The organism is Intestinimonas sp. HCP28S3_D6 (assembly GCF_052065695.1).
Lineage (GTDB): Bacteria > Bacillota > Clostridia > Oscillospirales > Oscillospiraceae > Intestinimonas.
Map to the genome: position 1 here is coordinate 1 of NZ_JBQHTM010000065.1, position 12,529 is coordinate 12,529.

General features: G+C 60.7%; 9 protein-coding genes and 1 riboswitch. Of the genes, 7 read left to right on the top strand and 2 right to left on the bottom strand.

Annotated elements, in window-relative coordinates; translation table 11 throughout:
• Positions 1-184 precede the first annotated feature (184 nt).
• Positions 185-622, top strand: a complete 438-nt coding sequence (locus ACTNBK_RS15360) for a hypothetical protein (protein WP_441147420.1) — start codon at positions 185-187, stop codon at positions 620-622.
• A 94-nt stretch (positions 623-716) separates the two neighbouring features.
• On the opposite strand, the gene pflB is transcribed toward ACTNBK_RS15360, so the two are convergent.
• Together pflB and pflA are read right to left on the bottom strand one after the other, a co-directional pair.
• Entirely contained in the window at positions 717-2,960 is a 2,244-nt protein-coding gene (gene pflB / locus ACTNBK_RS15365) for a formate C-acetyltransferase (RefSeq protein WP_441147422.1), read from the bottom strand.
• A 16-nt stretch (positions 2,961-2,976) separates the two neighbouring features.
• The gene (gene pflA / locus ACTNBK_RS15370; RefSeq protein WP_441147435.1) at positions 2,977-3,699 is read right to left on the bottom strand and encodes a pyruvate formate-lyase-activating protein; all 723 of its coding nucleotides are present in this window, start codon (positions 3,697-3,699) and stop codon (positions 2,977-2,979) included.
• A gap of 50 nt (positions 3,700-3,749) precedes the next feature.
• A riboswitch (ZMP/ZTP riboswitch) is annotated at positions 3,750-3,829 on the bottom strand.
• 215 nt (positions 3,830-4,044) lie between these two features.
• Here pflA and ACTNBK_RS15375 point away from each other — a divergent pair.
• The 6 genes from ACTNBK_RS15375 to ACTNBK_RS15400 all read left to right on the top strand — a co-directional run bounded on the left by ACTNBK_RS15375 (position 4,045) and on the right by ACTNBK_RS15400 (position 11,963).
• Complete coding sequence (locus tag ACTNBK_RS15375; protein ID WP_441147424.1) at positions 4,045-4,596, top strand: RNA polymerase sigma factor; 552 nt, start codon at positions 4,045-4,047, stop codon at positions 4,594-4,596.
• The gene (locus ACTNBK_RS15380) at positions 4,586-5,785 is read left to right on the top strand and encodes a hypothetical protein (RefSeq protein ID WP_441147426.1); all 1,200 of its coding nucleotides are present in this window, start codon (positions 4,586-4,588) and stop codon (positions 5,783-5,785) included. The genes ACTNBK_RS15375 and ACTNBK_RS15380 overlap by 11 nt, the downstream gene beginning before the upstream one ends.
• A 110-nt stretch (positions 5,786-5,895) precedes the next feature.
• Positions 5,896-7,203, top strand: a complete 1,308-nt coding sequence (locus ACTNBK_RS15385) for a M18 family aminopeptidase (RefSeq protein ID WP_441147428.1) — start codon at positions 5,896-5,898, stop codon at positions 7,201-7,203.
• A gap of 504 nt (positions 7,204-7,707) precedes the next feature.
• Positions 7,708-10,365: an NYN domain-containing protein gene (locus ACTNBK_RS15390; protein ID WP_441147429.1), complete on the top strand. Its 2,658-nt coding sequence runs from the start codon at positions 7,708-7,710 to the stop codon at positions 10,363-10,365.
• Positions 10,366-10,442: 77 nt separating this feature from the next.
• A complete protein-coding gene (locus tag ACTNBK_RS15395; RefSeq protein WP_441147431.1) occupies positions 10,443-11,369 on the top strand; it encodes a M23 family metallopeptidase in 927 nt (308 codons plus the stop codon).
• 3 nt (positions 11,370-11,372) lie between these two features.
• Complete coding sequence (locus ACTNBK_RS15400) at positions 11,373-11,963, top strand: site-2 protease family protein (protein WP_441147433.1); 591 nt, start codon at positions 11,373-11,375, stop codon at positions 11,961-11,963.
• Positions 11,964-12,529: the final 566 nt, after the last annotated feature.

Consider the following 12,529-nt stretch of genomic DNA (forward strand, 5'->3'; position numbering starts at 1 on the left):
AGCAGATAAATAATGGCTATTTTGCACTGAAATCACCTTAACCAAGCGCAAATGGCGGCTAATACATTGAGTAGAAACAGGATAAAGGCTTTTATTCAGAGGTTCCCTAGAGGAGCGGCTGGCCGATCTTCGGAGTCAGCAGAAGGAGCTGGACGAGGCCAACTCTGCCGGGCGGGCCGCGTTGGTGACAGCGGATGAGATCCTGCACAGCCTGGACAGCGCCCACGGCTGGGCCACCTGGGACCTGTTGGGTGGGGGCTTGGTGGCCGACCTGGCCAAGCACAGCCATCTGGACAGCGCCCAGGCGGCGGTGGAACAGCTCCAGGTGGAGCTGCGTCGGTTCAAGACGGAGCTGGCCGATGTGACCATCGACGCTGACCTGCAAGTCAGCATCGACGGCTTCCTGCGCTTTGCCGACTACTTCTTTGACGGACTTTTTGTGGACTGGGCGGTAATGGACCGAATCAGCCAGTCCCAGGCGGCGGTGGAGGAGACCCGTTGGCAGATCACGGGGGTGTTGGACCGATTGGGTGCCATGTCCGCCGCCGCCGAGCGGGATCGGGTGGAAACCCAAGAGCGATTGGATACTCTGGTCCGGGATTCTGGCCTGAATAACTGTTAAGCAAATTTACATTATAGAGTAAGCAAATAGAAGGAAAGCCCCCGGCCCTGCAATCCAGGACCGGGGGCTTGGTCTTTTCTGATGAGAAACGAGGTCAGACGGCGGTGTGGAAGGTTCGGCGGATGACCTCCTCCTGCTGCTCCCGGGAGAGGCGGTTGAAGTTCACCGCGTAGCCGGAGACCCGGATGGTGAGACTGGGGTATTTTTCGGGATGGTCCATGGCCTCCACCAGAGTTTCCCGATTGAGGACGTTCACATTGAGGTGGTGGGCACCCTGGGAGAAGTAGCCGTCCAGAATGGCCACCAGATTGTCACGGCGCTGGTCGTCATCCTTGCCCAGAGCCTGGGGGACGATGGTAAAGGTGTTGGATACCCCGTCCTGGCATACCGCCCGGTAGGGGATCTTGGCTACCGAGTTGAGGGAGGCCAGAGCGCCGTTCACATCCCGGCCGTGCATGGGATTGGCGCCGGGGGCGAAGGGTTCTCCCGCCTTGCGGCCATCGGGGGTGGCGCCGGTCTTCTTACCGTACATCACGTTGGAGGTGATGGTGAGGGCGGAGAGGGTGTGGATGGCATTGCGGTAGAGGGGGTGCTTCTTCAGCTCGGCGGAGAAGTAGGAGACGATCTCCACGGCGATGTCGTCCACCCGGTCGTCGTCGTTGCCGTACTTGGGGAAGTCCCCCTCGATGGCAAAATCCACGGCGATTCCTGCCTCGTTGCGGATGGGTTTCACCTTGGCGAACTTGATGGCGGAGAGGGAGTCGGCGGCGATGGACAGCCCGGCCACGCCGAAGGCGGCCAGCCGCTCCACCAGGGTGTCGTGGAGGGCCATCTGGCTGCTCTCATAGGCGTACTTGTCATGCATGTAGTGGATGATATTGATGGTGTCCACATAGAGCTCAGCTACATAAGAGAGGACCTTTTTGTAGTTGCCCAGCACCTTGGGGTAGTCCAGTACCTCGTCCATGTCGCGCTCGATGCCGGGGACGATGACGCCGCCCTTCTCCTCGTCCACGCCGCCGTTGATGGCGTAGAGAAGGCTCTTGGCCAGGTTGGCCCGGGCGCCGAAGAGCTGCATCTGCTTGCCCACCGCCATGGCGGAGACGCAGCAGGCGATGCAGTAGTCGTCGCCGTACATGGGGCGCATGAGCTCGTCGCTCTCATACTGGATGGAGTCGGTGGCAATGCTCATTTTGGAGCAGTAGTCCTTAAAAGCCTGGGGCAGGTTCTTGCTCCAGAGGACGGTGAGGTTGGGCTCGGGGGCGGTGCCCAGGTTGGTGAGGGTGTGGAGCATGCGGAAGGAGTTCTTGGTCACCAGGGTGCGGCCGTCGATGCCTATGCCGCCGATGGACTCGGTGACCCAGGTGGGATCGCCGCCGAAGAGCTCATTGTACTCGGGGGTGCGCAGGTGGCGCACCAGGCGCAGCTTGATGACGAACTGGTCGATGAGCTCCTGGGCGCCCTGCTCATCCAACACGCCATTGTCCAGATCCCGCTGGATGTAGATATCCAGGAAGGTGGAGACGCGGCCCAGGGAGGTGGCGGCGCCGTTGTTCTCCTTAATGCCCGCCAGATAGGCCATGTAGAGGTTCTGGACCGCCTCACGGGCGTTTTCGGCGGGACGGGTGATGTCACAGCCGTACCGGGCGGCCATGGCGGCCATCTCTTTTAAAGCCCGGATCTGCATCTGGACCTCCTCCCGCAGGCGGATGCGCTCGTCGGTCATGGGGCCGTCCAGCATGTCCAGATCCTTTTCCTTCTCCTCAATGAGGAAGTCGGTGCCGTAGAGAGGTACCCGGCGGTAGTCGCCTACGATGCGGCCACGGCCGTAGGCGTCGGGCAGGCCGGTGAGGAGCCCGGCATGGCGGGCCAGACGGGTGCGCTCCGGGTATGCGTCAAAGACGCCCTCATTGTGGGTCTTGCGGTAGAGGCGGAAGTGCTGCTCGATCTCCGGGTTGAGCCGGTAGCCGTACTGCTCCAGAGCAGAGGTGGCGTTGCGGATGCCGCCGAAGGGGTTGACGATGCGCTTTAAGGGGGCGTCGGTCTGGAGACCCACGATAACCTCGTTCTCCTGATCAATGTAGCCGGGGGCAAAGTTGTCGATGCCGGAGACCACGTCGGTCTCCACGTCGATGATGCCCTTTTTGATCTCCTCCAGGATGAGGGCTTCGGCCTTCTCCCACACCATGGCAGTCTTGGGGGAGATGGGGGCCAGGAATTCGTCCCCGCCCTCGTAGGGGGTGTAGTTCTTCTGAATGAAGTTGCGCACGTTGACCAAGTGGCGCCACTCGCCGGTGCGGAAGCCCTTCCAGGCGGTGCAGTTTACATCGATGCTCATAGCTCCCATTCCTTTCTCATTTATCGGTATTCCGGCAGCAGCAATCATTGAGCCGCCGCTCCCAATCTTCCAGTTTCGTCTTGTCCATGGGGGGGACGCCCTTCAGGGCGTAGGGGATGCCCAGGGCCTCGTATTTGTGGACGCCCAGAGTGTGGTAGGGGAGAAGCTCCACCTTCTCCACGTTGGGCAGAGTGGAAATGTAGTCCCCCAGAGCGGCCAGATGGTCTTCGCCGTCGGTGAGGCCGGGGACCACGACATGGCGCACCCACATGGGGACACCTGCCTCCCGCACCGCCTCCACAAAGGCCAGGGTTCGGTCCATGTCCTGCCCGGTGATCTGCCGGTAGCCCTCCGCCTGGTGGTGCTTCACATCATAGAGTACCAGGTCCGTGTGGCGCAGGATGGCGCCGTAGTCTCCCAGTCCGGCGCCTGCCGTGTCCAGGCAGGTGTGGACCCCGGTGGTGTGGAGACGTTCCAGCATCTCGGCCAGAAATTCCGGCTGTAAAAGGGGTTCCCCGCCGGAGAAGGTGATGCCACCGCCCCGAGAGAAGTAGGGACGGAAGCGCAGTAGCTTGGCGGTGAGGGCCTCCGGGGTGAACTCGGTGCCGCCGCCGGTCCAGGTGTCGGGGTTGTGGCAGTAGAGGCATCGCAGAGGGCAGCCCTGCAAAAACACCACCGCCCGCACGCCGGGGCCGTCCACCAGACCCATGGATTCCACAGAGTGGATGTATCCAATCAAAAGGTGCTCCTTTCCGCCCGGAAGATACAAAAAGACCGTCCGGGCACCTTTAGGTGTGCCCAGACGGTCGGCAATCTCAAGCATCATACTCCATGTGGTCCGCCCACTTCCGTCAGTCATATGATGTGAATTAAACATACAACAGATTCCGGCAAAAAGTCAACGGAAAGCGGAGTAACGTTGTTGGATTTCTCTGTTTTGGCAGAAGAGCAAAGTCATCTATGCTCTTTTGTTGTGCGTATTGCAATAAAAAAGAAAATGAACGAAAAGCGGCAGGGATGAAACCAACGGTGCCCAAAATGTGATATTGTTTACGAAAGCTGAGAGAGAAGGTGAGCATTTGTGATGAGAGAAGCGGCAATGCTGCGGAAGATTAGGGCCGGGGACCCGGCTGGGCTGGAGGGCCTGATGACGGCCTATCTGCCTTATGTCTCCGTGATCGTCTGGAACATTCTCAGGGGCGCCATGCCGCCAGAGGATGGGGAGGAGGTGGTCTCCGATGTGTTCCTGGCGGCCTGGGACCAGGCCGCTGACCTCCGGGCGGGCCATGTGAAGGGATGGCTGGGGGCGGTGGCCCGGAACAAGGCCAGAAATAAGCTCCGCCAGGCCGGAAAGACCCTGCCATTGGAGGAGAATATCCTGGAGCTCCCGGACCCCTCCGACCCCACTGAGGGACTGACCCGGGAGGAGGAGCGGGTGCAGGTCCGCCAGGCGGTGGAGGCCCTGCTGGAGACGGACCGAGAGATCTTTCTCCGCCACTACTACTATGCCCAGACGGTGCGCGAGATCGCCGAGGCAATGGAGCTCAAGGAGCCCACGGTCAAGACCAAGCTGAGACGGGGCAGGGAAAAGCTGAAGGCCATGTTGACGAAAGGGGATGAGACCGGTGAAACGTGATATATTTGACCTGATGGATGGCTGCCGGGAGGAACGGCTGAACCTGGAGGGTGCCACGCCCTTCTCCGCCCGGCGGATCAGGACACGGACCATGAGTATGCTCAAGGGGAAAGAGGCTAAGAGATGTGCGCAGCGCCGCAGCCGCCTGCTGCGGGGGCTCCTGGTCGCAGCGGTTGTGGGGACGCTCTGCTGTGCCACCGCCTTTGCCGTCCTCAACTCCCTGCGGGAGATTGCACGGGCAGATATGGGCGTCACGACTACGGAGCCTATTCCGGAGTGGTCGGAGTACGAGACCACCGGTGGGGAGGCGGGGGAGACGGAGCCCCGAGCGGAACTGACAGCCGCTCTGTGCGCAGGGGATCGGGTCTACGCCTATCTGGAAGCTGCGCCGGTGCCGCCCGATGTGGCGGAGGCCCTGGCGGCAGACGCACCAGAGTACGAATGGTGGCCCGGAGACATCACCCTGTCCACCTGTACCTCCCTCCTGGAACAGGTGGGCTACGACCGGGAGACTCAGACCGCCCTGGTGAAGGTATCCCTCCGCAGTCAGGAGCTGGAGGAGGTAGCGGAGGTGGGGCTCATCCTCCAGCTTAGGCATGACGGCCAGACGGAGCAGACTTACGGAGCAGTGACCGTTCCCATTGTGGAGCAGCAGGCCGTCCGCTGTGAGGTGGATCTCCCTGTGGTGAATACCACAGACGACCTGGCCGCCAACCTGCATCCGGAGGACGTCCCACTGCTCTCGGACTATGAGATGGAGGGGCGGATCACCTGGCTCTCCATCTCCGTGGGGCAGTTGGAGGTGGTGCTGGAGGCGCCGAATGTCACCGAATGGCTGGCCGCCTCCGGTGCCGGTCAGATCCAGGGAAACTCCCGGGGCCTGCCGCCGGAGATCCAGGAGGGATTCCTGCGGAGTCTCTATCTCAAAAGCTGGGCCGCGGGTGTCAATGAGGCTCTGGAGGGGATGACCTTCCGCCTCCGGGACGGCACCTCGGTGGCAGTGGAGGACCTGCCCCGGGACGGTTCCGGTGGCTGGTGGGCGGCAGAGAATACGCCGGCGCTCATGTATGACGGGACGGTCCGGTATGAGTTCGTCCTCTCCCAGGCCCTGGACCTGAGCACCATCCGGTCGGTGACCGTGGGCGGTAAGGAGTATACCCTTCCTGCTGCGGGCCTGCCGGAGGATTAAAACGGGAAACTGTGTTGCTCTTTGTCGTATAGTGGGAGTATAATGCCTGTTGGGCTGACTCTGCGGGCCGCGGTCCGCCGAAGCTGGTTGGCCGAAAGGATGACTGAAACATGGAACACAATTATGATAAAGAGCTGCTGGACTTCATCCAGTCCAACCCCAGCCCTTATCATGTGATTGAAGCACAGAAGAACCGCCTGCTGGCGGCGGGTTATGAGCAGCTCCTGGAGAGCGCAAACTGGGCCATCCGGGCAGGAGGCAAATATTTCGTCACCCGGAACGGGTCGGCCATCATCGCCTTCCGGGTGCCGGAGAAGGATTTTAGGGGCTTTATGATCATGGCCAGCCACAGCGACTCTCCCATGCTGAAGATCAAGGAGAACCCTGAGATCGCCGTGGAAGGGGCCTATCAGAAGCTTAACGTAGAGGTATACGGCGGCGCCCTGTTGGCTCCCTGGTTCGACCGTCCCCTGTCGGTGGCGGGCCGGGTCCTGGTGAAGACGGAGCGGGGGGTGTCTACCCGGTTGGTGAACGTGGACCGGGACCTGCTGCTCATTCCCAGCCTTGCCATCCACATGGACCGGAACGCCAACAGTGGCCATGAGTACAAGGTTCAGCGGGATCTGCTCCCCCTTTATGGCATGGTAGACGCGGAGCCCCTGCTGGAGGCGGTAGCCAGGGCGTGCGGCGCCAACGACGGGGACATCCTGAGCCACGACCTGTTCGTGTATAACCGTCAGGCACCCAGCGTATGGGGCGCAAAGGGAGAGTTCCTGTCTAGCCCCCGGCTGGATGACATCCAGTGCGCTTTCTCCTCGTTGGTTGGATTCCTGGAGAGTGCGCCGGGGGAGAGCGTCCCCGTCCACGTGGTGCTGGACAACGAGGAGATCGGCTCCTCCACCAAGCAGGGGGCGGCCTCTGCTTTCCTGGAGGACACTCTGCGCAGAATCGCGGAGGGCCTTGGACTCACCCCTGGCGAGTACCTGCAGAAGCTGCCTCAGAGCTTCATGCTCTCCGCCGACAACGCCCATGGGGTGCACCCCAACTATGGGGACCGGTGCGACCCTATCAACCGTCCCAAGCTGGGTGGGGGCGTGGTGCTCAAGTTCAGCGGAAACCAGAAGTACACCACCGATGCGGTCTCCGCGGCGGTGGTCCGGGTCCTGGCGGAAAAGGCCGGGGTGCATCTCCAGACCTTTACCAATCATTCGGACATCCCCGGTGGTACCACCCTGGGCAATATCTCCGCCCAGCATGTGGCGGTGAAGACGGCCGACGTGGGTATCGCTCAGCTGGCTATGCACTCCCCCTATGAGACCTGCGGCAGCAGAGATACCGTGGCCCTGGTGGGCCTGGCCCGCACCCTGTTTTCTTCCTCTCTGCTGGAGCAGGGGAATGAGAGCTACATCGTACAGTAAAAGTACCGAAAACAGATTCAGAAAGAGGAAAGGCATGCCTTCTGTGTACAACTATGGCCAACAGTAGGCTGTGGGGATGCCTCAACCTCCGTCTCACCTCACTGAAGCTTATGGCAAAGAGAACCGCCGACGGCATGGCCCCAAGGTATAGAAGGCTGGTTAGCATTGAGTACCAAGGTTGGGGAGCCTTCTGACTGATCCCCAGTTCCCACTGCTCCAGCAGTGAGGTAAGGTCGTAATAGAGCTATTTTTTAACAGCACCTCATGCCCAGCGGGTTAACATCACCATTGAATAAATTCCATCCCTCGACTCCGGGAAGGGGGAGAGGGAGAATGTAAGCGCAATAACTGTGGCAAGGCGGAAAGGGCCCTGGGTTGATTCCAGGTCCGGAGCGTGGTACACTAAAAAAAGCTGAATGGGGGCGGCGGGGACCGGACATCGGCTCCGCCGCCCTTTCCCTATGCTTTAAAGGCAAACTAGCAGACAAAGAGGAAGAAGTGCTTATGAAAAAACTGGCCGTCGGCATTCTAGCCCATGTGGATGCGGGAAAGACCACCCTGTCGGAAGGCCTGCTCTACCGGAGCGGATCTCTCCGACGTTTGGGTCGGGTGGACCACCAGGACGCCTTTTTGGACACCGATCCCATCGAGCGAGAGCGGGGCATTACCATCTTCTCCAAGCAGGCCATCCTGCCGTTGGGAGAGACTATTATTACCCTGTTGGATACGCCGGGACACGTGGACTTCTCCAGCGAGGCGGAGCGGACCATGGGGGTGCTGGACTATGCCATTCTGGTCATCAGCGGCACCGACGGAGTCCAGGGCCACACCATGACCTTGTGGCGTCTTTTGAAACGCTATGGCGTGCCGGTTTTCCTCTTTGTGAATAAGATGGACCTGGCAGGGGCGGACCGGACAGCGCTCATCCGTGAGCTGAAGGCCAAGCTGGACGAGGGCTGTATAGATGTAGGAGAAGGCAGCCGGGCGGATTGGCTGGAGGAGGCAGCCATGTGTGATGAGGCCGCTATGGAAACCTACCTGAAAGACGGTACTTTAACCGATGCCGTACTGGCTGGGCTTGTTACGGAACGAAAGCTCTTTCCCTGTTGCTTTGGTTCTGCCCTGAAGCTGGAGGGGGTGGATCGGCTGCTGGACTGTCTGGACCGCTACACCCACCAGAAGCCGGCACCGGCGGAGTTTGGAGCGCGAATCTTTAAAATTTCCCGGGATGGCCAGGGGAACCGGTTGACCTATCTAAAGGTCACTGGCGGGACGCTGAAGGTAAAGAACCTCCTGACCAACCGCCGCCCCGGCTTACCTGATGAAAAGGTGTGGGAGGAGAAGGTAGATCAGATCCGCATTTACTCCGGAGAGAAGTTTCAGACTGTAGAACGGGCGGAGCCGGGAACAGTGTGTGCCGTTACCGGCCTGAGCCAGACAAAGCCGGGGGAAGGACTGGGATTCGAACCGCCAGGGGAGGAGCCCGCCCTGGAGCCGGTCCTCTCTTGCCAGGTGCTGTTGCCCGAGGGACAGGATCCTTATACTGCTATGATAAAGCTGCGTCAGCTGGAAGAGGAGGACCCTCAGCTCCATCTGGTGTGGAACGAACAGCTCCGGGAGATCCACATCCAGCTCATGGGGCAGATCCAGTTGGAGGTCCTCCGGCGGCTAGCGCTGGAGCGGTTCGGCCTGGAGGTCTCCTTCGGGCCGGGGAGCATCGTCTATAGGGAAACAATTGCTGCCCCGGTGGAGGGTGTGGGGCACTACGAGCCCCTGCGCCACTACGCCGAGGTCCACCTTCTGTTGGAGCCGCTGCCCTCCGGGAGCGGCCTGCGGTTCGACACCGTCTGTCCGGAGGATGTGCTGGAAGGGCGCTGGCAGCGGCTCATCCTCACCCATCTGGAGGAGAAGGTCCACCTGGGCGTGCTCACCGGCTCGCCCATCACCGACATGAGCATCATCCTGACGGCGGGCCGTGCTCACGAGAAGCATACTGAGGGAGGAGACTTCCGACAGGCCACCTACCGGGCGGTGCGCCAGGGCCTCATGGAGGCTCAAAGCGTCCTTTTGGAACCCTGGTATGACTTTCGCCTCGAAATTCCCGGGGAATATGTGGGCCGGGCCATGTCTGACCTCCAGCGTATGGGGGGGAGGGTAGACCCGCCTGAGACGATGGGACCAGAGACGGTGCTCACTGGAGCCGCTCCGGTGGCCGAGCTGGGGGACTATGCCCGAGAGGTGACGGCCTATACCAGGGGCCAGGGGCGGCTGAACTGCGTTTTCCGGGGCTATGAGCCCTGCCGGGATCAGACCGGTGTGGTGGAGGCCATGGGCTACGATCCGGACCGGGATCTGGAGAATCCCGCCGACTCGGTATTTTGCGCCCATGGCGCCGGATATGTGGTGAAGTGGGACAAGGTGCCCGAGATGGCCCATGTGAGCAGTGGCATCGATATTGTGCCGGTGGAGGAGGAAGCGCCGGATCCTACGCCTGCCGGCGGGAGCCGGCGGAGCTGGGCAGGCTCGCTGGAGGAAGACAAGGAGTTGCAGGCCATCTATGAACGGACCTACGGCAAGGTGGAGCGGGAGGCATTCCGACCTGCACCCAAGCCGGCCCGGACCAGTCTAGACGGGGAAAAATACCGGCTCATGGAGCAGAACCGGGGGCCGGAGTATTTGCTGGTGGACGGCTACAATATCATTTTTGCCTGGGAGGAGCTCAAAGCGGTGGCCCAGGACAACCTGGACGCCGCCCGGAAGATGCTCATGGACCTCCTGAGCAACTACCAGGGCTTCCGCAAGTGTGAGGTCATCCTGGTTTTTGACGCCTACAAGGTGCCGGGGAACCTGGGAGAGGTCACCCGCTATCACAATATTTATGTGGTATACACCAAGGAGGCCGAGACGGCGGACGCCTACATCGAAAAGACCACCTTTGAGCTGGGCAAGCGCCATCGGGTCCGGGTGGCCACTTCAGACGGTGCGGAACAGCTCATCATCCTGGGCCACGGCGCCCTGCGGCTGTCGGCCACGGTGTTCCGGCAGGAGATGGAGCAGGTGAGCGGGCAGATCGCCGCCGTGCTGGCCAAAAACAATCGCCGGGAGCGCTCGGCACCGGTGCGCCATGCCATGGACAAAGCCAGAGAGAAAAAGAAGGGCTGAGGAACCGGTACCCGTCATATCTCATGGCCCGTCCGAATAGGATGGGGTGAAACCGTGAGGATGGGAGGGCGTCAGGCATGGAGAGCGCACGGCGTTGGGAGACCACGGGTCGCCGGAGAAATGTATCCGGCGGACGGCGTGACAGACGGAACGTGGTTTTGGCGCCCCGTGAAAAGAGGCGTCTCTTTCAACTGTTCCTGTGTGTGGTGATTTTCCTGGCCGTCTTTCTGGGCCGGGATGCCGTCCCCAGCGGCATGGAGGAGGTCCGGAGGGAACTCCTCCAGATCATCCAGACAGATACCGACTTTAAAACTGTGTTTGCCGATCTGGGCCGCGCCGTAGACCGGGGAGAGAGTGGCAGCGAGATGGTGGCTCAGGTGTGGAAGTCGGTGCTGGGCATAGAGGAGGGGTGGAGCCCCTATACCTTTACCAGACGCGACAACCCGCTTTATGTCCGTGAGGCGGAGCGGCTGGCCGAGAGCGCTGGCACTCTTCGCTGGCCAGTGGAGGCGGAGACTCCGCCGCCTCTAGAGGAGACCGTACAGCCTGCCCAAGTCGAAGAAACGCCCGCCCCGGAGGAGGCGGAGGACCAGACAGAAGATCCGTTGGGAGTGGGGGAGACCGTCGCGCCGGTAATGGCGCCGGTCTCCTCTGGCTTTGGCCTCCGAGAGCACCCCATCGAAGGGGGCGAGAAATTCCACAACGGTCTGGATCTGGCCGCCAACTACGGGACAGATATTAAGGCCTTTGCCGCCGGGGTGGTGGACTACATTGGCGAGAGTCCAGCCTACGGGCTGTATCTTCAGATCCAGCACGCAAATGGTGTTACCAGCTTCTATGCCCACTGCAGCCGCCTGTGCATCCAGCCGGGACAGCAGGTGGCGGCAGGGGAGAAAGTGGCCGAGGTGGGGGATACCGGCGAGGTCACTGGTGCTCATCTCCATTTCGAGGTAAAGGTGAATGGGGAGTTGGTGGACCCGTCGGACTATATCGGGACGGAGTAGGCTGTGGAAGTGGTAAAGGGTGTCAAACTCAGCCCTGGTTTTCTTCTGCTGGCTGCCGTCCTGGCCCTGCTGGACGGGGAGGGGATGCTGATCTGGGCAGCTCTGGCCGCCGCCGTTCACGAACTGGGACATTACGCCGCTGTGCGGCTCCAGGGAGGATCTGTAAAGGCTTTACACCTGACGATTTCTGGGGGAGAAATGATGCTGGACCGGCGATATCCGCTGACCTACGCCGGAGAACTACTGTCTATCCTGGCCGGTCCGGGGGCAAGCCTGCTGCTGGCCTTAGCAGCGCTGCGGTTGGGAAATGGCCGGGAGGAGAGCTGGCTTCTGGCGGGCCTGAGCCTGTGCTTGGGCTGGTTCAATCTGTTGCCGGTGTGGCCTCTGGACGGGGGGCGGGCCCTGCTACTTATCCTGGCTGGATTCCTGCCCCACGACACCGCGGTGGCAGGGGTGCGGCTCTGTTCCCTAGCCCTGGGTGCCGGGCTGCTGGCAGGGGGGATCAGCTGCCTGGCTCGTGGAGGAGGCACTACCCTGGCCGTCATGGGCTGCTGGCTGTTGCTCTGCCAGTTTAGAGAGAGAAAAATGGGGTAAATGTCAAGAAGAATTTTGACAAGTAAAGGAAAAAGACTTACAATAGGACGTAACACAGGAAAGATCTCCGGATAGCTGGATCCGGCGCAGCTGCCACACTAAAACGTGTTACATAACAGGCAAACAAGAGTTTTAAAAGCCGCTGCGGCGGGATAAAACACATAGCTGAAAGAATAAGATGCTTGTTCGACAACGGCCAGTAGGAAAAATGGCCGCGGACACCATTTTCCCAACTGGCCGTAAGCTCACAAGCATCTCCGCACGCGCAAGAACATGGCAAACGAAGAAACGAGTCGCCTGCGGGCGGGACGAAGAGAATAAGGAGTCCCTGCGGGACGGTGCCATGGAAATCGAATAGCGTCAAGACCACAAAAAAGCCTGACCGGTTCCGAAAAGCCGGTCAGGCTTTTTTGCGCGAGTTGACCTCTCGCGGGGGAGGTCAAGTCTTGACTGCTATTAGGGAATCTCTGATTTAATCCGCACTACCATAAAGGCTCCGGATGTGGGATAATAACACTATCAACGCAATGGTGGTGTATGGGGATGAAGAAACAGGAAACATTTAC

Coding starts and splice junctions, on each gene's coding strand:
- pflB (WP_441147422.1), bottom strand. CDS start 2,960: ATGAGCATCGATGTAAACTGCACCGCCTGGAAGGGCTTCCGCACCGGC.
- ACTNBK_RS15375 (WP_441147424.1), top strand. CDS start 4,045: ATGAGAGAAGCGGCAATGCTGCGGAAGATTAGGGCCGGGGACCCGGCT.
- ACTNBK_RS15395 (WP_441147431.1), top strand. CDS start 10,443: ATGGAGAGCGCACGGCGTTGGGAGACCACGGGTCGCCGGAGAAATGTA.
- ACTNBK_RS15385 (WP_441147428.1), top strand. CDS start 5,896: ATGGAACACAATTATGATAAAGAGCTGCTGGACTTCATCCAGTCCAAC.
- ACTNBK_RS15390 (WP_441147429.1), top strand. CDS start 7,708: ATGAAAAAACTGGCCGTCGGCATTCTAGCCCATGTGGATGCGGGAAAG.